This window comes from Acinetobacter sp. EKM10A (assembly GCF_011075215.1).
Taxonomy (GTDB): domain Bacteria; phylum Pseudomonadota; class Gammaproteobacteria; order Pseudomonadales; family Moraxellaceae; genus Acinetobacter; species Acinetobacter baumannii.
Genome location: NZ_JAALLK010000008.1, coordinates 60,677 through 83,722, shown reverse-complemented (window position 1 = coordinate 83,722; position 23,046 = coordinate 60,677). Strand labels below are relative to the sequence as shown.

Annotated in this window: 22 protein-coding genes; 6 read left to right on the top strand and 16 right to left on the bottom strand. The window is 40.8% G+C overall.

What is annotated here, in order from left to right; genetic code table 11:
- Window positions 1-1,266, bottom strand: a complete 1,266-nt coding sequence (locus tag G9371_RS11905) for a D-amino acid dehydrogenase (protein ID WP_001263977.1) — start codon at window positions 1,264-1,266, stop codon at window positions 1-3.
- A 136-nt stretch (window positions 1,267-1,402) separates the two neighbouring features.
- On the opposite strand from G9371_RS11905, the gene G9371_RS11900 reads away from it, so the two are divergent.
- On the top strand, window positions 1,403-1,870 hold the full coding sequence (locus G9371_RS11900) for an Lrp/AsnC ligand binding domain-containing protein (protein ID WP_001247568.1): 468 nt from the start codon (window positions 1,403-1,405) through the stop codon (window positions 1,868-1,870).
- 40 nt (window positions 1,871-1,910) lie between these two features.
- Here the strand turns inward: G9371_RS11900 and G9371_RS11895 are convergent, their stop codons facing one another.
- Window positions 1,911-3,056, bottom strand: coding sequence for a DUF1624 domain-containing protein (locus G9371_RS11895; RefSeq protein WP_000021197.1), 1,146 nt, complete (start codon window positions 3,054-3,056; stop codon window positions 1,911-1,913).
- 75 nt (window positions 3,057-3,131) lie between these two features.
- Here G9371_RS11895 and G9371_RS11890 point away from each other — a divergent pair, with 75 nt between their 5' ends.
- Window positions 3,132-5,222: a TonB-dependent siderophore receptor gene (locus G9371_RS11890; RefSeq protein WP_029424605.1), complete on the top strand. Its 2,091-nt coding sequence runs from the start codon at window positions 3,132-3,134 to the stop codon at window positions 5,220-5,222.
- A 44-nt stretch (window positions 5,223-5,266) separates the two neighbouring features.
- Here the strand turns inward: G9371_RS11890 and G9371_RS11885 are convergent, their stop codons facing one another.
- The 4 genes from G9371_RS11885 to G9371_RS11870 all read right to left on the bottom strand — a co-directional run bounded on the left by G9371_RS11885 (window position 5,267) and on the right by G9371_RS11870 (window position 7,638).
- Complete coding sequence (locus G9371_RS11885) at window positions 5,267-5,647, bottom strand: nuclear transport factor 2 family protein (protein ID WP_029424606.1); 381 nt, start codon at window positions 5,645-5,647, stop codon at window positions 5,267-5,269.
- Between the two features lie 28 nt (window positions 5,648-5,675).
- A complete protein-coding gene (locus tag G9371_RS11880) occupies window positions 5,676-6,050 on the bottom strand; it encodes a ribonuclease E inhibitor RraB (RefSeq protein WP_001078193.1) in 375 nt (124 codons plus the stop codon).
- A 110-nt stretch (window positions 6,051-6,160) separates the two neighbouring features.
- Window positions 6,161-6,826, bottom strand: a complete 666-nt coding sequence (locus G9371_RS11875; protein WP_029424607.1) for an RluA family pseudouridine synthase — start codon at window positions 6,824-6,826, stop codon at window positions 6,161-6,163.
- A gap of 110 nt (window positions 6,827-6,936) precedes the next feature.
- Window positions 6,937-7,638: a DUF1003 domain-containing protein gene (locus G9371_RS11870; protein ID WP_000428563.1), complete on the bottom strand. Its 702-nt coding sequence runs from the start codon at window positions 7,636-7,638 to the stop codon at window positions 6,937-6,939.
- 801 nt (window positions 7,639-8,439) lie between these two features.
- Here G9371_RS11870 and G9371_RS11865 point away from each other — a divergent pair.
- Window positions 8,440-9,141, top strand: coding sequence for an SDR family NAD(P)-dependent oxidoreductase (locus G9371_RS11865; protein WP_001063521.1), 702 nt, complete (start codon window positions 8,440-8,442; stop codon window positions 9,139-9,141).
- A gap of 313 nt (window positions 9,142-9,454) precedes the next feature.
- Here the strand turns inward: G9371_RS11865 and G9371_RS11860 are convergent, their stop codons facing one another.
- Complete coding sequence (locus G9371_RS11860; RefSeq protein ID WP_029424608.1) at window positions 9,455-9,928, bottom strand: DUF4844 domain-containing protein; 474 nt, start codon at window positions 9,926-9,928, stop codon at window positions 9,455-9,457.
- Between the two features lie 673 nt (window positions 9,929-10,601).
- On the opposite strand from G9371_RS11860, the gene G9371_RS11855 reads away from it, so the two are divergent.
- A complete protein-coding gene (locus G9371_RS11855) occupies window positions 10,602-10,886 on the top strand; it encodes a hypothetical protein (RefSeq protein ID WP_001985004.1) in 285 nt (94 codons plus the stop codon).
- Window positions 10,887-11,249: 363 nt separating this feature from the next.
- Here the strand turns inward: G9371_RS11855 and G9371_RS11850 are convergent, their stop codons facing one another.
- The 8 genes from G9371_RS11850 to G9371_RS11815 form a co-directional block, all read right to left on the bottom strand.
- A complete protein-coding gene (locus tag G9371_RS11850) occupies window positions 11,250-11,759 on the bottom strand; it encodes a GNAT family N-acetyltransferase (protein ID WP_029424609.1) in 510 nt (169 codons plus the stop codon).
- 405 nt (window positions 11,760-12,164) lie between these two features.
- Window positions 12,165-12,740 carry a DUF4126 domain-containing protein gene (locus G9371_RS11845; RefSeq protein WP_029424610.1) on the bottom strand — a complete coding sequence of 192 codons (576 nt, stop codon included), beginning with the start codon at window positions 12,738-12,740 and terminating at the stop codon, window positions 12,165-12,167.
- A 123-nt stretch (window positions 12,741-12,863) separates the two neighbouring features.
- Window positions 12,864-12,998 (bottom strand): zinc ribbon-containing protein, encoded by a 135-nt coding sequence (locus tag G9371_RS19100; protein WP_001983336.1) that lies wholly within the window; start codon window positions 12,996-12,998, stop codon window positions 12,864-12,866.
- A 331-nt stretch (window positions 12,999-13,329) separates the two neighbouring features.
- Window positions 13,330-13,596, bottom strand: coding sequence for a hypothetical protein (locus G9371_RS11835; RefSeq protein ID WP_000450433.1), 267 nt, complete (start codon window positions 13,594-13,596; stop codon window positions 13,330-13,332).
- A 158-nt stretch (window positions 13,597-13,754) separates the two neighbouring features.
- Entirely contained in the window at window positions 13,755-16,361 is a 2,607-nt protein-coding gene (gene acnD / locus G9371_RS11830) for a Fe/S-dependent 2-methylisocitrate dehydratase AcnD (RefSeq protein WP_001093598.1), read from the bottom strand.
- Window positions 16,361-17,518, bottom strand: coding sequence for a 2-methylcitrate synthase (gene prpC, locus G9371_RS11825; RefSeq protein WP_000097522.1), 1,158 nt, complete (start codon window positions 17,516-17,518; stop codon window positions 16,361-16,363). The genes acnD and prpC overlap by 1 nt, the downstream gene beginning before the upstream one ends.
- A 265-nt stretch (window positions 17,519-17,783) precedes the next feature.
- Entirely contained in the window at window positions 17,784-18,668 is an 885-nt protein-coding gene (prpB, locus tag G9371_RS11820; protein WP_001118924.1) for a methylisocitrate lyase, read from the bottom strand.
- Entirely contained in the window at window positions 18,661-19,371 is a 711-nt protein-coding gene (locus tag G9371_RS11815) for a GntR family transcriptional regulator (protein ID WP_001153627.1), read from the bottom strand. The genes prpB and G9371_RS11815 overlap by 8 nt, the downstream gene beginning before the upstream one ends.
- 45 nt (window positions 19,372-19,416) lie before the next feature.
- Here G9371_RS11815 and G9371_RS11810 point away from each other — a divergent pair, with 45 nt between their 5' ends.
- Window positions 19,417-19,551: a hypothetical protein gene (locus tag G9371_RS11810; protein ID WP_020752494.1), complete on the top strand. Its 135-nt coding sequence runs from the start codon at window positions 19,417-19,419 to the stop codon at window positions 19,549-19,551.
- A 335-nt stretch (window positions 19,552-19,886) separates the two neighbouring features.
- Complete coding sequence (locus G9371_RS11805; RefSeq protein ID WP_000486246.1) at window positions 19,887-21,101, top strand: aromatic amino acid transaminase; 1,215 nt, start codon at window positions 19,887-19,889, stop codon at window positions 21,099-21,101.
- A gap of 47 nt (window positions 21,102-21,148) precedes the next feature.
- Here G9371_RS11805 and dld read toward each other — a convergent pair whose 3' ends face one another.
- Complete coding sequence (gene dld, locus G9371_RS11800) at window positions 21,149-22,855, bottom strand: D-lactate dehydrogenase (protein WP_029424611.1); 1,707 nt, start codon at window positions 22,853-22,855, stop codon at window positions 21,149-21,151.
- Between the last annotated feature and the right edge of the window lie 191 nt (window positions 22,856-23,046).

Sequence of the window (23,046 nt, the reverse complement as noted above, 5' to 3'; positions counted from 1 at the left end):
TTAAGCCGCATGTGCGTGTGAATAACGCTGAATTGAAAGACCATCGGTACTGATATCAGTCTTATGATTCAATACGATGTCACTGATTAATTTTCCTGAACCGCACGCCATGGTCCAACCTAAAGTGCCATGACCTGTATTCAAAAACAGATTTTTAAAGCGAGTCGCACCAATAATTGGAGTACTGTCTGGTGTCATTGGACGTAAACCTGTCCAGAAAGATGCTTGTTCCATATCACCACCCGGGAACAAGTCTTGAGTCACCATTTGCAAGGTTGCACGGCGGTCTTCGTTTAGACCTAAATTGAAACCACTTAGCTCAGCCATACCACCTACGCGAATACGTTGGTCAAAACGAGTAATCGCGATTTTGTAAGTTTCATCCAGCACTGTAGATTGCGGAGCAAAAGCTGGGTCAACAATAGGAATCGTCAACGAGTAACCTTTTACAGGATATACAGGTAACTGTAGATCAAGCGGTTTTAAGAAATCACGTGAATAGCTACCAAACGCTAGAACATAACGATCTGCAGTTAAAACTTTACCATTGACCTGAACGCCTTTAATTTGATCGCCTTCGACAATCAATTTTTCTACGTTCTGATTAAACTGGAAGTTAACGCCTAGCTCTTTAGCAATTTGAGCTAAAGCATTGGTAAATAAATAGCAGTCGCCTGTTTCATCATTTGGTAAGTGTAAACCACCCACGAGTTTATCTTGTGCATTTGCCAAAGCAGGCTCTACACGACCGAGTTCATTAGCATTTAATAATTCGTAGCTTACGCCGCACTCTTCAAGCACGCTAATGTCGCGTTGAACCGCTTCCATTTGTGCTTCTTTACGGAATAGCTGCAAAGTACCTTTGGCGCGGTTTTCGTAGTGAATACCTGTGTCTTTTCTGAGTTCGCGTAAGCAGTCACGGCTGTATTCAGCCACACGCATCATACGTTCTTTGTTCACAGCATAACTTTGCGGATTACAGTTTTTCAGCATTTGCGCCATCCACTGTAATTGCCACATGCTGCCATCTAAATTAATCGCAAGCGGTGCATGGTGTTGGAACATCCATTTCACAGCTTTAAAAGGAATTCCTGGTGCTGCCCAAGGGGTCGAATACCCAGGCGAAATTTGACCTGCATTACCAAAACTTGTTTCTTCAGCAGGACCTGACTGGCGATCGAGAACAGTAACCTCGGCTCCTTGTCGAGCCAAATAATAGGCACTTGCCACTCCAATAACGCCGCTACCTAGTACAATTACGCGCATTTCCATTCCCTCACGCACACCAGTTTATTTCACTAGTATATTTCTGCTTCAATAGTTTATTTCACTATTTTTCAGGCTATAATCTAGGTAAATTTATGTTTTTCTCGCGAGAATTTTAAAAAAAGAGGAAATATCTATGCGCCCCTTAGATCGTATAGATCGCATGATTCTGGATATTTTGCAGCGTGAAGGACGAATTGCGATTAGTGAATTGGCATCAAGAGTCAACCTCTCTACCACCCCTTGTTCAGAGCGTGTAAAGCGCCTTGAGCGCGATGGTATTATCATGGGTTATTACGCACGGCTAAACCCAGCCTACGTTGACCGTAACCTGCTTGTCTTTTTAGAAATTAAGTTATCTGCCAAATCTGGCGATGTATTTGATCAGGTGGCTAGAGACTTAGTTGAGATTCCTGAAGTACTCGAATGTCACCTTATTTCAGGTGAATTTGACTACCTTGTAAAAGCGCGTTTAAAAGAAATGAGTGCATATCGCCGCTTGTTAGGAGATCTATTAAAGAAACTCCCAGCTTCGGCATCTTCACACAGTTATGTGGTCATGGAAGAAGTGAAAGAAACTCTGTATTTAGATGTAAGCAAGTAAAGCGAGCATTATTGAACTCGCTTTACTCACGTTTTAAAAATTAGAAATATTTTAAAATCGAAATATGCTTGTTTTGATGTTTAAATTTCGAGAACCATTTCACCGCTGGATAGAGTACAAAAGACAACACAATCGTGATTAACCACAGCATCCACACATGATTGACCGACAAATAGTTTCCGTAGTTAGCTCCCCACACACTGAGTGCCAACACATACATCAGTTTCAACACATATAAGTGCAGTAAATAAAAGAACATCGGCACCGAACCAAACACGACCAATGGTTTTAGAAATGAATATTGCTGCATACGTTCAAAAGCAACGAGCACAAGCAAGCCAATTCCAACATTTAGCAAAATAAACAATAAAGACGGTGGATACTTGGTGAGGTTAAAAAAGCTCATAAGACTCAGTTGTAATGACTCAAAATATTGCCACGGCTGGTCGCCATAGACATTGATAAAACGCAGTAAAACAAATAACCCGATACTTACTAAACCAAGGCTGAGTAAAGCGCGGCTTCTTCGCTTTGCTGAATATTTTGAACTAAAGAACTGACCTAAAACGTAGCCTAATAAAATCACACCAATCCAAGGTAAAACCGGATAACTTGTACGAAGCTTGATGCCTGCAATCTCAATCCAACCACGTTCGTGTAAAACGAACCATATATTCTGTAGGATGCCTTGTGAGAAATGCACAGAATCTAATAAGTTGTGCCCCAAAACAATAACCAAACCTGCGCCCGCAATGACTGGTAACGGTAAACTCACACAGCACGCTAGCACTACCATGCTAATACCAATCGCCCAGATCACCTGTAAATAAATGACTTCAGGTGGAAAAGTTGCTGTCCATGCAAAGTTCACCAGCGTGAGCTCTAGTGCAATCAAAAATAAGCCTCGCTTTAATAAAAAAGCACGTGTTTGTTGTAAGTCCTGTTTTTTTGATTGAAATAAAAATGCAGAAATACCCGTTAAAAGTACAAAAACTGGAGCGCAAATATGTGCCAATAATCGACTGCCAAATAAAGCCGGTTCTGTTACTGTTACGTCCATTGGATCGGTAACCTGTTTATGTAAATAGAAAGTTTCTCTTACATGGTCGAGCAACATAATAATGATGACCAGACCGCGTAAAGCATCAATCGACTGTAAACGTTCAATATTTTTTTCTATAGACATAGCGGTAATCAATAAAATAATGTAACGTTATACTATTACATTTAATTCCTTTTGTCTTTTTATGGCTGATTATTTATGCGACACAAATTAGGATTGTTGTCTTCGTTAGGTCTATCATTTATATCGACACTCACTTGGGGAGAGGAAACGTCAACGGTACTTGAGACCATACGTGTTCAGGCTGAAAGTACCCGAGAAGATGTGAGCCAAAATAGCTCGGCAACTAAATTTACTCACGATGTTTTAGATGTCCCTTTTAACCGTGCTTATCTTTCTAAACAAATAATGGAACAGCAAGACGTGCAACGGATTGATGACGCATTAACTTTAGTCAGTGGGGTTTTTCATCAAAATAGCTTTGGTGGTGGTTTTTGGGATAACTACTCATTTCGTGGCTTTAGTACCGACCCCAATTTAGGTGCGGCTATGATCCGTAACGGTTTGAGTGTTAACCGAGGAATTAGCGCTCCAAAAGATGTAGTGAATATTGAATCTTTAGAGTTTTTAAAAGGACCAATGGCGGCGCTATATGGTCGCGGCGAAACAGGAGGTTTGCTGAACCTCAACAGTAAAAAACCACAGTGGGAAAGCGAAAGTGAAGTTAACTTACGTGCCAATACCCAAGAACAATATCGCATAAGTCTGGAGCATACTGCCCCTATTAACGATGAACTGGCCTATCGTTTAGCAGTGGCTCACGAAGATAATCAAAGCTTCCGTGATCATGTCAGCAGTGAACGCTGGTTCTTTTCACCGCAGCTCACATGGAAAATTTCAGACCAAACGCAACTCGACTTTGACAGTGAATTTACAGAACATAAAGGAACCTTTGACCGCGGTGTCAGCACAGTCAATCATCAGTTTGTGATGGACCCGAAAACCTTTACAGGTGAACCTGACGATGGTGACCTGAAGATAAAAGATTACTTTTACCAATTACGTTTGAGCCACGAGTTTAACCCTGACTGGAAGCTAAATAGTGCAGTCAGTTATAAAGATGCACAAATGGTCGGCTTTGCAACCGAACCTCGTCGTATGCAAGCCGATGACCGCACTCTAGAGCGCCAACGCCGCTATCGTGATTATACAAGTGAAGATGTGCTGGCTCAGACCGAGTTACTTGGCAAGATTGATACTTCGTGGGCTCGCCATGAAATTTTACTTTCAACTGAGCTTGGTCAACTCGACTATAAGCAAAACCAGCTTCGTCGCAATCACAGCACAAGCTCAACAAACACAATTGATATCTACCAACCTGAATACGGCAAATATTTACCGAATCTCACTCCGTTTACCGACACCAAAGAGCGCCAGCGTTACTTCGCACTTAATGTACAAGATCAGATCTTTTTCAATGACCAGTGGAGCGTGTTACTTGGTAATCGTTTTGATCAGGTCGAACAAGACTTTAAAAATCATATAAAACAGACCGAGGACAACCAGACACTTCACCAGAATAGTCCACGTTTCGGAGTAAATTTTAAAGCCTCTGAGCAATGGGCGTTTTATAGCAACTATGGCCGCTCATTTGCCATGAATAGTGGTATGAACCGAAATGGACAAACCTTCGCTCCTGAAAAAGGTGAAAGCTATGAAGTCGGCACCAAATATAAAATAAACGACCAAAGTGTGCTGAGTCTCGCTCTGTTTAAAATGAAAAAACAGAACGTGCTAACGACAGACCCAATCGACAAAGACTTTCAAACCGCAGCAGGCGAAGTGAGCAGTAAAGGAGTTGAATTTGACTTAAATAGCCAGATCAATGACCGCTGGTTCGTCAATGCCAACTATAGTTATACCGATGCTCAAATTGAAAAAGACCAAGACTTGGCAAAAGGCGCTCGTCTAAGCAATGTTCCAAAACACCAAGGCTCCGTAAGCACCAATTATGAGTTTCTACAAGACGGTGCAAGAAAAGCAGGCGTAGGTGCCAATCTCACTTATGTCGGTGAACGCAGCGGACATAATCTTGATAATGGCTTTAACTTACCAAGTTATACGCTGGTCAATTTAAATGGCTACTATGCACCATCTGACCGTTTACGCTATCAGCTGAATGTAAATAACCTATTTGATAAGACCTACTATGTCTCAAGCTATAGCGATTTATGGGTTCAACCGGGTGAACCATTGAACGCCTCAATTTCGGCACAGTGGAAGTTTTAATTTATCTATAAAATAAAAAAGCCCGAATGGTTTCGGGCTTTTCACTAAAACATACCATTTTCATTAACAAGTGGATCAGGCTGTATTTGCCCAATATCCCAAAACTCCGCAATTTTTTCATTTTCAAAACGGCATATATGAACCACAGCCAAAATTGTTAGCTTGTTATTCATTTGCATTTCCAGTTTCGAATGTACTGCAACTAAAGCGCCATCTTCAATGACATGCTGAACTTCAAAAACCTTGTTTGGAGTTTCAATTGCACTTTCACGCATCCCTTCCTTTAAAGAAGTCTTATCACCAGCATAATAAGGATTGTGATGCTTAAAGTTTGGAGCGGTATAATTGCCGTAGGCTTCATCGACCTCGCCAGCAGCAGCAAGCTCTAAAAAACGTACCACAATTTCTTTTTGAGATAAGCTCATTGTAGAACCTCCCGGCTATATTTAGGCTTTACTGTAAAATGTCATCTTCTTCTTCGTCGAAGACATAAGCCATGCATCCCCACCCATCATATTCGCCGTTAAATTGCTCAGCGATTGTCGAAAACCACTGCTCCAGATCAACAATATCTGAATACTCTGGTTCCATCGTAACAAAGATGGTAATGATCCATTCATTCGGTTCAACGGAATCATCTTGGAAAAGAGAAATTTTTTGCTCTTGATAGAGTAAATGCATCGCGCATTGCTCTGCATTTTGTTGATCTTGAAATGCAATTGAAAATTCAATTTCATGAAGCTCGGTTAAATCATCCCCGTCTTCAACCATTTGCCAAAGTACATTACCGTTATCATCATCTGGAAATTGTTCGTAATCGCGGTTCATTAGATTGTCCTTGTTGTTGCTCTATTTGTATTATTCGGCATTAAGAATAACCGACTTTTATTGCAGTTTGGATATGTATTCAGTTGCGAATTGCATCAAATTTTAATTTTTTAAAAAGGCACTTGTGACTCAATCACCACATCTGTTCCCTTTAAAGGATGTTGAAAAGCGAGATATGCAGCGTGTAAAGCCATACGATTCAAATGAAACCGTCTAGGTTCAGGATGATATAACTTGTCCCCCATAATCGGATGCCCAATATGCATCATATGTACACGTAACTGGTGCGAACGTCCTGTCACAGGCTCAAGTAACACTCGACTTTGATCTGTTGTTTCATCATAACCGAGCGGTTGAAACAAGGTTTTAGCATGTTTACCTAATTCAAAATGTACAATTTGTCTTGGGCGATTTTCCCAGTCAGTAATGAGTGGAACTTCAACACTGCCCTCTTGTTTTACTTGGCCTTGCACCAAAGCAATATAATGTTTTTTGACTGTTCTGGCCTGAAACATTTTACTTACCGCAACTTCTGCATCGCGATGCTTGGCAAACATAAGTAAACCTGAGGTTGCCATATCTAAACGGTGCGTAACCTTTGCTAAAGGGAACTTTTCCAATACCCTTAAATACGCACTGTCATGATGTTCAGGTAATCGGCCCATGACCGACAACAAACCCGCAGGTTTATCAACCACAATTAAATCGTCATCTTCAAATAAAATTGAAAGCGGATCTTGTGGTGGAGCGTAAACAAAGTTGTCGTTTAAAGGCATGGTCGTGAAACAGCAATGGAGCATGGCGGCAAATCATAAAGAAATTTCCGACCTACCGCAAAATAATCTATAGCGCCCTACCTATGTTCCACGTGAAACTCGGAAAATCTTTATCGTTTTTTATTCATTTCAGCTAAAAGATCGAGCTGAATTTCTTGAATATGTGCAAGCCTTTCCCACTGATGCGATAAAAGATGGTCCATTTTTTCATGTAAATGACGAATCTCAAGCTCGGCTTTTAAATTAATTTGATAGTCATGTTGCGAACGCAAACGGTCTTTTGCTTCTTGACGGTTTTGACTCATCATAATAATAGGTGCTTGAATTGCAGCTAAACATGACAACACTAAATTCAGCAAAATAAAAGGATAAGGGTCGACGGGACGGACCACCATCACAACCGTATTTAAAACAATCCACCCCGTTAAAAATAAAGCAAAACAAATAAGAAAAGCCCAGCTACCACCAAATGATGCGATTTTATCTGCCAGTTTTTCTCCAAACGTCCAGTTTTGATCAAAATCTGACTCTGTGTTTCGGCTAATTAATTCATGCCGTTGCATACTGCCAATTACTTCATTTTCTAGGTTAGATAACTCACCCTTTTCCGAACGTAATAGCGACTGCACATATTTAATTCGATAATCTGCCAGATCGGCCCGACAAATAAAGCTTGAGTAACTCCAATCTGGATGGTCTTTTAAAATTTCATCACTAATCACGTTACGGATGACTTCACCAGATACTAAATCTTTTAAAGGAAAGCTCTTTCCACATACGGCGCATTGGCGACACTGATTTTTATTCTCCATATTATCCAGCTCGCAATTGATCATAAGATTAGTATATAAACGATTTTGGTTGATCACATCGTAAATAAAAATAGCGCTCTAACCTAAAATCTGTAAAGTCGCTGAAACTATTTTTCGGTGGGCAGAAATCACAGGCTTCATATAATGAGATTTAAATGTCAGGAGTAGCGCAGAAAGATTAGGCTTATTCATAAATTATATTCTTGTAAAATATCATTTTTATTATTGAGAATTTTTTAGGGTGTCAAGGGAAAACATCTATGGTTTACTTCAACAATCATAACTTTGTAAGTTATAACCTTGTGCCTATAAACTTTTGATCTATAGCGTCCTAAGCCGAATCGAGACCTTTTGGGTGAGTACACACTAACGTTATACGTTTCGGTGCATGCTACTCTTTTCGATCCCTATCACACCCTTGAGATATAGTTTAGCCAGCACTCTGCGGGATTGTTTTTCTAAGAAAAGCGAATTTTTATTATTTTTGGGAATTTTTACGCCATTAGGCAAATTTAAAAGAATATATTCCCATTTACCTATAATTAGTTAAATTTAAATTCCACTTTATTTGTGTTTTTCGGTTTATTTTACCAGTCAAAAAATTTGTAGACCAAATTGGGAACTCTTCCATTAATCTATGTTTAGCCGAATAAATCATGTAAAGCCGACTTCTTAATCCCGCTTTTAAGTATTTTTATTCTTTGCGTACTACTCTTAGAGATAACTTTTGCGCTTGAATACATTATAAAAACATATTATAAATTATTTCTAACCAAATGATTGGTTTTTTGGAACTTTATAATGAACAACAATATTATAATTTTTGGTTATGGAACAGGTATTTCCAAAGCCGTAGCACATAAGTTTGGTAAAGAAGGCTATAAAATCGGGTTAGTGGCACGAAACGCCCAAAAACTTGAAAAGGCTATTCTAGAACTTAAGGCACAAGGTATTGAAGCTTACGCTTTTGCATGTGATTTAGCTGTTCTTGAAGATATACCAAATCTTATTAAACGTATTAAAGATCAATTAGGAGAGATTAAAAATATTCATTGGAATGCTTTCCATGATATTGAAGGCAATATTTTAGAAACCCCTCCACTAGAGCTTACCAAAAGCTTTCATATTCGCGTGTCGAGCTATATTGCGACGGTACAGGCTTGTCTAGGCGATTTAGAGAAGAACCACGGTAGCATTTTATCGACAAACGGAATTTTTGCTTTCGATGCAGTGGGCATCGACTTGGTTGCCAAAGAGTACTCATCGTTAGCAACTACCGCTGCCGCTCAGTATAAAACTACCAACTTACTTGCTCACAGTCTTGCTGATACAAATGTTTATGTGAGCCAAGTGATTGTAAATGGTTTCGTAGATGGCAGACCTGAAGCCAAAGATAAAACCTACGCGGTACATCCAGAAACGGTTGCGGAGCAGTTCTGGTACTTACACCAACATAAACAAGAAACAGTTTCTCTTTGTGGTGAAGCCATTCAAGCTGCTTAAACTATTTCTGATGATTGAATAGAAATGACTACTTTACATCTGGCTATTAACAAGAATTTTAATAGTTGATGAAAAGCAAATTAGGCATAGGAGAAGCGTATAAAATACGCTTCTTTATTTTTTACTGCATATAAGGTCAAATGCTTGGGTTTATAAAGTTTTCATCTATGTAAAAACCCTATTTTTTCAGCCGTTTTATCTAATTTTTTACTACGAGCAACTTTAGTTTGAAATACTTGTATTAGCTGTTCTGGATTCATTTTATCTGAACAATAAATAGTATCTCAGTCCGCATAATTAAAGGTGTCAAAACTTAATGTTTATCCTGCTCTAATAACTTACCTATTTCTTCACCGTATACCCATTTATTTAAAATACCTTCTGAACTTTCTAGACCTACAATATCAAGAAAACTTTCAAATGTTGTTGCCACTTGTTCTCGATCTTCTGTATCAAGCGTATCAGGATCGATTTGACTGATTCCATGAGCAAGGACATGTAAAAGTTCTGCTTTAGTTGGTTCATTCTTTTGTTGATAGAGAGCAATAAAAGCTTGTGCAGTATCAGCCACTTTGCGATTTAAACTTATAGCTAATGCAGGCTCTTGAACACCCGTATATAGCTGTCCATCTCCAGCAAAATGATCTTGAGCTTTAAACTTTTCTAATTGTTGAATAACAATAGAGTTAGAATTTTGAATACTCATTTCTGTTTTATTCTCAGTTTTTTGGGCACAACCAACTTGTGAACTTAAGACAGCCATGACTAGAACCAAAAGCTTTTTCATAGTTTTATTACTTTTATATTTATCTGCTTCAAATATAAACCAAATTAATTATAATTTTCTATATCTATGAAGTTTTATTTTTATTTTTTATTTTTTCTAATTAAATATAAACATTAATTCTATTATTTTAAAAACATATTTAGTTTTATTATTAAATCAAAAATATTTTAAATATTAAATTGACGTACTTAAAATCACCGATTATTATTCCGTTGCTGGCCTACATTGCCAGACGGTTTTGACAGACCGTAACTCGTAGCGAATTGTAGTTCTACTATAATTTGTTAGACCCTTGCGTCCCCTTTCTTTGCGGTAGGACGGGAGGGGGACGCCCCGCGCGTGCTGGTTCTACGAGTCCAGTCTGTCAACCCCCTTTCGTTCTACCACCCTAATTAATTCGCGGTAATCTGGTGGTAGAACTCCATTTTTTAAGGAGTTGACTATGCCATTTTTCAAACTCATTTTCTCTCTTATTTAACTATTTTATTGATTTAAAATTTAGGTTTTTACGCCTTATTTTTTTAAATTTATAAACTATTTTTATTTTAAAATTTTAATTATTTTATTTTCCTGTGTTTTTAGGAGGATTAATTATTACCTGAAAAATTATTTTAATTTTCAAACAGATTATATTTTTATTCTACGCATAGATACAAATCATTATGAGAATAATATGACAATTTATAAACCTTTTTTGGCTTTAAGTTTTGTTCTAGTTAGCTTGGGTATTTCAGGCTGTAACCTCCACACTCAGCAAGAGTTTGAAAAAATTTGCCTGTCGAGTGGGCATAGCAAGACCAGTTGCGAATGTATTTACCAGCGACTCGAACAAACCTATTCCCCGAAGCTTATGCAGCACCTAGAACATGTCAGTTTGCAAAGTCCTGTTCTCCCACGGGACTTTGCCCCTACTTTTTTAAGCACCATGCAGCGGTGTGACAAAAGTAGTCTGGGCTAAGCGTTGGCTTAGCTCTTTATCTCTGTGTTGCAATGGTGTTGTACTTTAAATCAGCGCAAAAAATTAAAGTCTGTTGTGACACAGAGGCCTAAGCCTAATTCAAGATAAGATATATACAAGGCAATCTTGTACGTTTTATCCTACAAACTTTTAAGGATTTTGCGGATTGGCGACATTGTTCTTTTTTCCTAATATGAACTCATACAGGAACAGGATGTTCCGGAACACAAAACAACAATAATACGTTCAAGCACCAGGAGCGTGAGATACGACAGGAGTCATATCTAATCACCAAATACGAAAAAGCCCGACAGGATGTCGGGCTTTTTTTATTTACGTTAAAAATAATCTAAAAGAAAATTCTTATAGAGTTTTATACACCACATATCTTTGAACCACTTGATCGAGAGTAATTTCAGAATGAAGGTGGCCATTGTTTGCTTGAATGGTTTTTGCAGAAGCTAAATTAGATTTATAGCAATGTATATGCAACTCTGTTAAGCCTAATTTCCATGCTTCCTGAATTGTAAGTTCCAACAATTTCGAGCCAAAATTCTGCCCGCGTTTAGAGGGACGAATACCTAAACCAATATGCCCACCACAATATTCAATCTGTTCATTGAGTTTAAGGCGCAAGTTAGACGCACCAATAATTTCATTACCTTCTACTAACCAATATGTAATATTAGGAACATGCCCTTCTTCTAGGGACTCCCCTTTTTCATAATCTCTTAGTTTATTCAAAAAACTTTCAAAATCTGTATGGTCAAACTCTGTTGACAAAGGGTGGCGATCTTCATCTGCTAATTCATTGATATAGTCGTTATAGCTGTCTTTAAATCTCAAATGAGGTTTTACCAAAATAACGGTCATTTATTTCTCCCAAAAAGTTGTTCTTTTTATAAGCAGAATTTAAAAATAACATAATGTTATCAATAACAACTCTTTTTCTTCTCACAGCCCTAAAGGATTACTCATAAAAGAGGCCCTACCTATCCGCTTGCATGTCTCTAGTACAACCGATTTCCGAAGTCATTCACTCATGTAAGATTTTTCTTACAAGCTTTTAAGGCTTTTGCGGATTGGCGACACTCTGCTTTTTTCCTAATATGAACTCATACAGGAACAGGATGTTCCGGAACATAAAACAACAATAATACGTTCAAGCACCAGGAGCGTGAGATACGACAGGAGTCATATCTAATCACCAAATACAAGAAAGCCCGACAGGATGTCGGGCTTTTTTTATACTTATTAAAAAATGATATTTACACTCACCTATAGCGGGGTATGCGCCTGTTCTTGCTTTTTATGGCGAATCCAACGCACCACCCAAATAACCGCAATCATTACCACTATTGCAACAAGCGCAGGCACCAGCATAGCTGAAACTGAAAGTAAGATTGCTCCAATCCACTCCCCTGTCGCAACGATAAAATTACCCAAACCACCCGTGGTCGCAGTTGAAACACCACGTGCAGCAACGGTACTCATTTGCACCACACCTGCCGTACCACCACCGACAATAATGGCTGCTGCCCAACTGGCAAACTGAGACATTTCTCCACTACTGACCGCCATTGTCGCTAATGTACCCGCAATCATGGCCGCAGGGGTTGCGACTGTATCTAAAGCATTATCGACCCACGGGATATAGTAAGCCGCGACTTCACACACCGTTGCTACACCTAAAGCCAAACACACCGATGGCAGAGCTAACCACTCAAAGCCTTTTGATGGCTCAAACCAACCCATCATGGTGGCAATGCTCATAACCAGTAGCGGCACAAACACGCGAAAACCGCAGGCAGCGCTCAGGCCCACACCAATACATAAACCCAATATTGTTTCCATAACGGTTTCCTTCTTTATGCCCATCACGGGTCTTGTTATGTAAGTCTTATTTTTAAATTAACAAAAAGCCCCATCGGGTGACAGGGCTTTTTGTTAAATGCGAACGCAAATATTATTTCATTCTTAACGTTTAAATTGCGTGCAGTAGCATTTTGTGCAAGGTGGTAAAGGGTCGGTATTAATTTCTAAAAACACTCTATGTCCGCACTGAGCACAGAAATAGAAGCCTGTTCCGGGTTTTTCGCCAGCTGTTACCATGATTACATTCCTATAATCGTATATATATTAAACAGGAATATAACCCACTTAAAGTGAATGTCAATTGTCCATTTCGCCCGATGATGATGGCATAAATGCAAAAAATGTTATTTGTACGATTTATCTTACACAAATTTAGGGATTTAGCGGATTGGCTGTCCCCTGCTTTTTTTCTAATATGAACTCATACAGGAACAGGATGTTCCGGAACACAAAACAACAATAATAGGTTCATGCATCAGGATCGTGAGATACGACAGGAGTCATATCTAGCAACCAAATACGAAAAAGCCCGACAGGATGTCGGGCTTTTTTTATACGATAAATCACTTTAAAGAAAATACATACGAATCAAATTTGCCGCAATAAGCATAAGAATAATAGCTGTTAAACCTGTCAACAAATTGAGTAGTACTTTAGCGATATTTGATAAGTTTGATTTATAGATCTTAATATTTATACCATAAGCACTTGCTCCAAGAGCTCCGCCAATAGCACCTCCAACCAACATAAGTACGAGTGGCCAGCCACATAATAGATGCGCTTTAACTGGTAACTTCCTCTCAGCTTGATTATCTAATTTATTTGTTGTTTCCAATTTTTGATCCTTTTTTATATGGATATTTATCTAAAAAATCTATTTTAAATGCAATTTTTTATGAGGCTATCAACTCTTTTTACACAATGTATAGTAAAAAACCCCATCATCAAGATAGGGCTTTTTTTGAACAATATCAATAATATTTAACTAAAGTATCAAGCCACTTGGCCTTCTAAAAAGTCTTGCGCAAAACGCTGTAATACACCACCCGCTTCATATACAGAAACTTCTTCTTCTGTATCTAAACGGCAAGTCACAGGCACTTCAAGAATCTCTTCTTTACCATCCGCTGTGGCACGTTCAATCACTAAAGTTAAAGTCGAACGCGGCGCAATATTACCAATCACGCTATAAAGCTCTGTACCATCTAGCTTTAAAGTCTTGCGGTTTACACCCGGTTTAAACTCAAGCGGTAACACGCCCATACCCACCAAGTTAGTACGGTGAATACGCTCAAAGCCTTCTGCCACAATCGCTTCAACACCTGCAAGGCGTACACCTTTTGCAGCCCAGTCACGGCTTGAACCCTGGCCGTAGTCAGCACCCGCAATAATAATTAACGGCTGTTTACGGTTCATGTAGGTTTCAATTGCTTCCCACATACGCATCACTTCGCCTTCTGGCTCTACACGCGCTTTTGAACCTTGCTTAATGGTACCGTCTGAACGGCGAACCATTTCGTTATAGAGTTTCGGGTTTGCAAATGTTGCACGTTGTGCAGTCAAGTGGTCACCACGGTGCGTTGCGTATGAGTTGAAGTCTTCTTCTGGTACGCCCATTTTGTGAAGGTATTCACCCGCAGCCGAGTCCATCAAAATCGCATTTGAAGGCGACAAGTGGTCGGTGGTGATGTTGTCACCCAAAATCGCAAGCGGACGCATGTTCGCCAAAGTACGTGGTGCAGCCAACGCCCCTTCCCAATATGGTGGACGGCGGATGTAAGTACTTTGCGGACGCCAGTCGTAAAGTGGGCTTTTCGCTTGCTCCACTTCGCCCAAGTCAAACATTGGAATGTAGACTTTACGGAACTGTTCAGGCTTCACGGCTTGCTTAACTAAGGCATCAATTTCAGCATCAGATGGCCAGATGTCTTTGAGGTAAATCGGGTTACCTTCTTTGTCATGACCTAACGCATCTTTTTCGATGTCAAAACGAATCGTACCTGCAATTGCATATGCCACAACAAGCGGTGGAGATGCCAAGAATGCTTGTTTTGCATAAGGATGGATACGGCCATCAAAGTTACGGTTACCAGAGAGTACTGCGGTTGCGTACAAGTCACGGTCAATAATTTCTTGCTGAATGGCTGGATCTAATGCACCCGACATACCGTTACACGTCGTACAAGCGTAAGCCACAATACCAAAACCAAGTTTCTCTAAGTCTTTTAGAACACCTGCTTCTTCAAGGTAAAGTGCAGCCGCTTTTGAACCCGGTGCAAATGATGATTTCACCCAAGGTTTACGAACCAAACCTAGCTCATTTGCCTTACGTGCCAGCAAACCTGCCGCCACGGTGTTACGTGGGTTAGAAGTGTTGGTACATGAAGTAATTGCAGCAATAATGATTGCGCCATCTGGCATTAAGCCATCAGAACGGTTTTCAACTACACCCGCAATGCCTTTTTCTTTTAGGTCGCTGGTTGAAACACGTGCATGCGGGTTTGATGGACCAGCAATGTTACGTGTGACTGTCGAGAGGTCAAAACGTAGTACACGTGGGTACTCTGCTTTGGTCATTTCAGATGCCCAAAGGCCAATTTCTTTTGCGTACTGTTCAACCAATGCCACTTGAGCATCTTCACGGCCTGTTAGGCGTAAGTAGTCGATTGTGTTTTGGTCGATGTAGAACATCGCAGCCGTAGCGCCATATTCTGGTGTCATGTTCGAAATGGTTGCACGGTCACCCACAGACATGCTGTCAGCACCTTCACCAAAGAACTCAAGGTAAGCACCAACCACGCGTTCTTTACGTAAGAATTCAGTTAGAGCCAACACGATATCTGTTGCAGTAATGCCTGCCTGACGCTGACCAACCAACTCAACACCAATAATGTCTGGTAGACGCATCCAAGATGCACGGCCTAACATTACGTTTTCAGCTTCTAAACCACCTACACCCACAGAAATTACGCCCAAAGCGTCTGTATGTGGTGTATGTGAGTCTGTACCGACACATGTGTCTGGGAATGCTACGCCATCACGCGCCTGAATCACCGGAGACATTTTCTCTAGGTTAATCTGGTGCATAATGCCGTTCCCCGCAGGGATCACATCGACATTTTTAAATGCTGTTTTGGTCCACTCAATAAAGTGGAAACGGTCTTCGTTACGGCGGTCTTCAACAGCACGGTTTTTTGCAAAAGCGTCTGGGTCAGCACCACCATATTCCACTGCTAAAGAGTGGTCGACAATGAGCTGTGTTGGTACAACTGGGTTAACTTTAGATGGGTCGCCGCCCTTCTCAGCAATCGCATCACGCAAACCTGCAAGGTCAACCAATGCAGTTTGACCCAAGATGTCATGACACACCACGCGCGCTGGATACCAAGGAAAGTCCAAGTCCTGACGGCGTTCAATCAACTGCGTTAAATAAGCAGTTAAGTTCTCGGCATCGGCACGGCGTACCAATTGCTCTGCGAGTACTTTAGAGGTGTAAGGCAGTTTTTCGTATGCGCCTGGCTGAATATCTTCAACGGCTTGACGCACGTCGTAATATTCAAGCTGAGTACCTGCCAGCGGTTTACGGTATTTTGTGTTCATTAACCACGCTCCGCCAATGGTTTAAATTCGAGGTTTTCAGGGCCTGTGTAGTTCGCGCTTGGACGAATGATTTTGCCGTCTTGGCGTTGTTCAATCACGTGTGCTGACCAACCTGCTGTACGTGCAATTACGAATAACGGTGTGAACATTGCAGTTGGAACACCCATTAAGTGATAACTCACCGCACTGAACCAGTCGAGGTTCGGGAACATGTTTTTCACTTCTTTCATCACTGCTTCCAAACGCTCAGCGATGAGGTACATTTTGGTGTTCTCTTGTGCTTGCGCTAAGTCATGTGCCACTTTCTTGATCACTTCGTTACGTGGGTCAGAAACTGTATATACAGGGTGACCAAATCCGATTACGACTTCTTTGTTTTCAACACGTTTACGGATGTCAGCTTCTGCTTCGTCTGGATTGTCGTAACGTTGTTGAATCACGAATGCAACTTCGTTTGCACCACCGTGCTTAGGTCCGCGAAGTGCACCAATACCGCCTGTAATTGCCGAGTACATATCAGAACCTGTACCTGCAACCACACGTGAAGTAAATGTAGACGCGTTGAACTCATGCTCAGCATACAAAATAAGTGATGTATGCATCGCTTGAATCCACTCTTCACATGGTTTTTCGCCATGAAGTAAGTGCAAGAAATGCGCTGCAATTGAGTCGTCATCTGTTTCAACTTCAATGCGACGACCGTTATTGCTGAAGTGATACCAATAAAGCAGCATTGAACCTAAGCTTGCCATTAATTTGTCAGCAATGTCTTTTGCGCCCGCTTCATTGTGGTCTTCATGTTCTGGCGTTAAACAACCTAGTACTGATACACCTGTACGCATCACATCCATTGGGTGTGCAGATGGAGGAAGTTGTTCAAGTGCAGTTTTAAGTGCTGCTGGTAAGCCACGAAGTGCTTTTAATTTTGCTTTATATGCTTTGAGTTCAGCTTTGTTTGGTAGTTTGCCATGTACGAGCAAGTGAGCAACTTCTTCAAACTGGCTACCTGCTGCAAGGTCAAGAATGTCATAGCCACGATAGTGCAAGTCGTTACCGCTACGTCCTACGGTACATAGTGCTGTGTTGCCTGCAACTTGTCCGCTAAGTGCAACTGATTTTTTTGGTTTGAAGCCTGTTGTTGTTTCATTTGAGCTCATAAGATTGTCCTTTCCTATCTGAATTTATTTATTAAGCACGACGGAGTCGCACCGTTTTCACTTCTTATTTCGGGATTAACCTTCGGTTCGACCTACTTTTCTTTCGGGAAAAGTAGGCAAAACCATTGTCATCTGCAAAACTCGTCCACAACCATCGAATATCCTATCTATCGCAGAACCAATTTTAAAAAATGTAGTCCTGTCTCAAACAGTTGCAGATGACGCCTCCGAGTATCAGATTCCAATTAATCAACTTTTTAATTTATTACTTCTTTTTAGCAAATGCGTTGTCTAAGTAGTCTTCAAACGCGTAGTAGTTAATGCGTTCATATAACTCTTTACGCGTTTGCATAATATCAACCACGTTCTTTTGCGTGCCTTCTTTGCGTAAGGTTTCATACACAGTTTCGGCTGCCTTGTTCATGGCACGGAAAGCAGAAAGCGGATAAAGCGCAAGGCTTACATCGGCAGATGCCAACTCTTCAGTAGTAAACAATGGTGTAGAACCAAACTCGGTAATGTTTGCCAAAATTGGTACGCCTGTCTTCTGAGCAAATTGCTTGTACATATCAAGCTCGGTAATTGCTTCAGGGAACAACATGTCTGCACCTGCCTCAATGTAGGCACCCGCACGGTCAATGGCAGCTTGTAAGCCTTCAACCGCTAACGCATCGGTACGCGCCATAATCACGAAGCTGTCATCACCACGCGCATCGACCGCAGCTTTAATACGGTCAACCATTTCTTCTTGAGTCACAATGGCTTTATTCGGACGGTGACCACAACGTTTTGCACCCACTTGGTCTTCAATATGCATTGCCGCAGCACCAAACTTGATCAGTGATTTTGTAGTACGGGCAATATTAAATGCAGAAGCACCAAAGCCTGTGTCAGCATCGACTAATAATGGAAGATCACATACATCAGTAATACGGCGTACGTCGGTCAACACATCATCAAGGTTACTGATTCCCAAATCAGGTAAGCCTAAAGAACCAGCTGCTACACCACCACCTGATAAGTAAATCGCTTTATAACCTGCACGTTTTGCCAAAAGGGCATGATTGGCGTTGATGGTTCCAACCACTTGTAATGGCTTTTCTTGGGCTACTGCATCGCGAAATAGCTGACCTGCGGATTGTTTAGCCATTGTTATGTTCTCCTTGTGCTTGTAGCAGTGTTTGCTCAATAATTTTGTAAGAAGCATTGATATGTCGATGCATGAGCAGCTCGGCAAGTTCACCATCGCCTTCTGCAATTGCATCTAAAATACGGATGTGTTCGTCCCAAGCTTTGCTCGGTCGATCAGGTGTGTTTGAAAACTGAATTCGGTACATGCGGATGAGATGATAGAGCTCATCACATAGCATTTTTTCTAGGGTTTTATTGCCACTACTTTTGATAATGCAGTAGTGAAAATCGTCCTGCCCTTCTTGCAAGTAATATCCTTTACCTGCTTTAAAGTTTTCATCTTCAGCATGCATACGCAAAACATCACGTAGCGCCAAAATTTGCTTTTTATCAATATGCTGTGCCGCAAGTTTACAAGCTAAACCTTCTAATGACGCACGAATCTGGTAAAGCTCTTTAAACTGTTGCAGTGAGAGCGAAACCACGCGCGCGCCCACATGTGCGGTACGCTCAACCAGTCGTTGACCTTCAAGGCGATGAATCGCTTCACGTAAAGGCCCACGGCTAATGCCATAAGTGCGCGCCAGTTCAGGCTCGGAAATCTTGCTACCTGCCGGAATTTGACCCAAAACAATCGCCGTCTGTATTTGTTTAAATACATTCTCGGTCAGTGTTCTTCCCTGACTCTGTAATGGCTCTGGTGCGAAGGTCAAATCTTGCATATTGTCGACAATTTTTAATCAATTATGAGTTTTATAGCGGTATGAATGAAAAAAATCAAGGTGATTGTTGACACTTTTCAGAACGCATCAGGTCAATTTTTATCGTTCGGCCTGTTACCTCACCTTATATTTAAACCATTAAACTACTTACAAATTAGTCTTTATAAAACAGATATTTAATATTATTTTACCTATAAATTTATGATACTTTTTTAGTTGCTTTTCGACCTCTAATCTTTTGTTTCAAACTTTAGTCTACAACCAATGTATTACAGCAAGATTGTAGACAATCTGCTTGAATGAAAGCATGTGTTAGAAATTAGTTTCTATTTACCGTAATTTCTTTTAAATCTTTTTATCATTTTCATCCAGAAAATATCGATATTAGTGAAATTATCAGGTGCTTCACGGTAGCTTTATTGATACATTATTGAGCATCGACATAGTTGTGGCGTATTTTTCGAGACAGAAAAAACCCTGCACTATGCATATTGTTGAATGAAAGGACTTTTTTGATGTTTCAACATATCCCCCCATACGCAGGCGATCCAATTCTCTCTTTAATGGAACAGTTCAATGCTGATACTCGTTCTGAAAAAGTAAACTTGAGTATTGGTCTTTATTATAACGAAGACAGCATTGTTCCTCAGTTAGAGACCATTATCGAGGCGCAAAAGCGTATTGAGCCTAAGAACGGTAAAACCAAACTTTATTTGCCAATGGAAGGCTTCAAACCTTACCGTGAAGCAATTCAAGCACTTTTATTTGGTGCAAACAGCCCAGCAGTTAAAGCTGGCCGTGCTGTAACCATCCAAACGCTTGGTGGTTCAGGTGCATTGAAAGTTGGTGCAGATTTCTTAAAAACTTATTTCCCAAATTCAGACGTTTGGGTAAGCCAACCAACTTGGGACAACCACGTTGCCATTTTCAATGGCGCTGGCATCAAGACTCATTTCTACCCATATTTCGATGCAGAAACGCGTGGTGTAGATTTTGACGGTATGCTTTCTACACTTAAAACTTTGCCTGAGCAAAGCATTGTGTTGTTGCACCCATGCTGCCATAACCCAACTGGTGCTGACTTAAACCCAGCGCAATGGGACCAAGTAATTGCAGTATTAAAAGACCGTAATCTTATTCCATTCCTAGACATCGCTTACCAAGGTTTTGGTGACGGTATGGAAGAAGATGCGTATGCAATCCGTGCTTTAGACCAAGCAGGTCTAAACTTCATTGTGAGCAACTCGTTCTCTAAAATCTTCTCTTTATATGGCGAGCGCGTTGGCGGCTTAACTTTCGTATGTGACGATGCAGAAGCAGCTCAGTGCACATTCGGTCAGTTGAAAGCGACTGTACGCCGTATTTACTCTAGCCCTCCTACAACAGGTGCTTGGTTAGTTGATGAAGTGTTAAATGACGCTGAACTTAACCAACAATGGCAAGGCGAAGTGAAAGAGATGCGTGAGCGTATTATCAAAATGCGTAGCATCTTGAAAGATGAACTCACTAAAGCGCTACCAGACCGTGACTTTAGCTACCTTGTAAACCAAAAAGGTATGTTTAGCTACACAGGTCTAACTGCTGAGCAGGTTGATATCTTGCGTGAAGAATATGCAATCTACTTAGTACGTAGTGGCCGTATTTGTGTAGCAGGTTTAAACATGAACAATGTTTACACTGTTGCTAAAGCAATGGCTGAAGTGCTTGCTAAATCAGTCGAAGCAGCATAAGACATCTATAAAAAAGGCGCTTCGGCGCCTTTTTTTATGTCTCGATATTAAGATTTAGCCTTCCCCCAATATTTCAGTTTTGAGGTATGGCCAATACCCACATTAAAGCTATTGGTTGGGTCGAGTTTTTGATAAAAGTTGGCTAATGCAGGTTTGGCAATGTAAAGATGCCCAACATTATGCTCTGCCGGATATTCAGCACGGCGCGCATCGAGTAATTTCCACATTTGATGTTCTATTTCTAACGGGTCATGGCCCTTTTTAAGAATATAGTCCTGATGGAACACATGACAAAAGAAATGCCCATAATAGAGTTTATAGAGAATTTTGTTTTCCATCTCGGCTGGCAGTTGCTCTACCCATTCGCGGTCATTACGACGTAGCGCAATATCAAGCGCTACAATATCTTCAACTTCACTACGGTGTGTATCGCGATAACGAATTGCAGCTCCTGCAATCGCAAAACGGTGTAAGAATGCCTTTCGACCTTCCTCTTCACTACATACGAAATAGTTACCTGACTGATGCACAGTAAAATATTCTTTTAAAAACTGCTCTGTCTGTGCTTTCGAATTATTTTCGACACGTAAAACCAAATGGTGCTCATAACGGTCTCGATATTCGGTCATACGCTTCGGCAAATGACTCGGTAAAAAGAAGGTAATCGCCTGTAAAATCTGGTCTGTTAAACCTTTAATTTTAAATTTTTCTAAAAAGCCATCGACTTTATCTTTCATCGCAAAGGCTTTTGGAACATTGGCTGTACCAAACTTTTCAATAAATAAAAACGTGTCTTTTCCGTACTTTTCACCAATCAAGTAAGCATCTCGATGAATATATTCACCCGCAATCGGTAGGCTTGGCAGTGAGGTCAGTAAGTAGCGACGAATAGCCGTTAAATCATCGGCATCATTACTACCAATATAAAAAACACTGCTTTCTACTTTTTCATAGGTATCAAGGCGTACAGCAAACACACAGACTTTACCTGCCGAACCTGATGCTTCAAACAATCGTGACGGGTCTGCATTAAAACGAGCAGGCGTATCTTCATCGACCTGAGTCACGTCGTGCCCATAGCGATGGTCCGATGCCTGCTTTTCGTTGTCATCTAAAATATCTACGGCTTGGTATTGCTGCTTCTCTAAACGCGTCAAAATTTCTTCAGGAGTCGAGCCTAAATTTACGCCTAAATGGTTCACCAGTTCTAATTGACCAGCAGCATTGACCTGAGCATATAACGCCAGTTCCGTATACGCGGGACCACGGCGTACCAAGGCACCACCAGAGTTATTACAGACACCACCGAGTACCGATGCACCTATACAAGATGAACCAATCACCGAATGTGGTTCACGATTATAGCCTTTTAAAATTTGCTCTAAATTATCTAAGGTCGCACCGGGTAAACAAATCACTTGCTTACCGTCATGAATGACCTGAATGCCCTTTAATCGGCGCGTGCTCATCACCAAAACAGGACGATCATAGTCATCGCCATACGGAGTTGAACCACCGGTGAGTCCTGTATTTGCTGCCTGCATAATCACAATACAGTCCGCCTCAATTGCAGCCTGCAACACTTGCCATTGCTCTAGCAATGTGCCCGGCACCACCACAGCCAGCACTTTCCCCTCACCAAAACGGCGACCTTGGCGGTACTGACGCGTACTTTGATCATCGGTCAAAACATAAGAACGCCCTACAATACTCTGTAAACGTTCGATCACTGCTTTAGGAGAAAATGTTTGCATGATGGTTTCCTTTTGGTCATCCATTTATCAAATTAGACCAACACGACGGGATCTTACCGTTTGTAATTTATAATTTAATTAGCTCATTCTCTAATGTGAATCAGCCCTATATTTACTATCGTGGTGGCGGCATGGATGCCGCCTGTTGAGCAACCGTACAAGGAAGTACGGTTTGCTCAACAAAAGGTTTT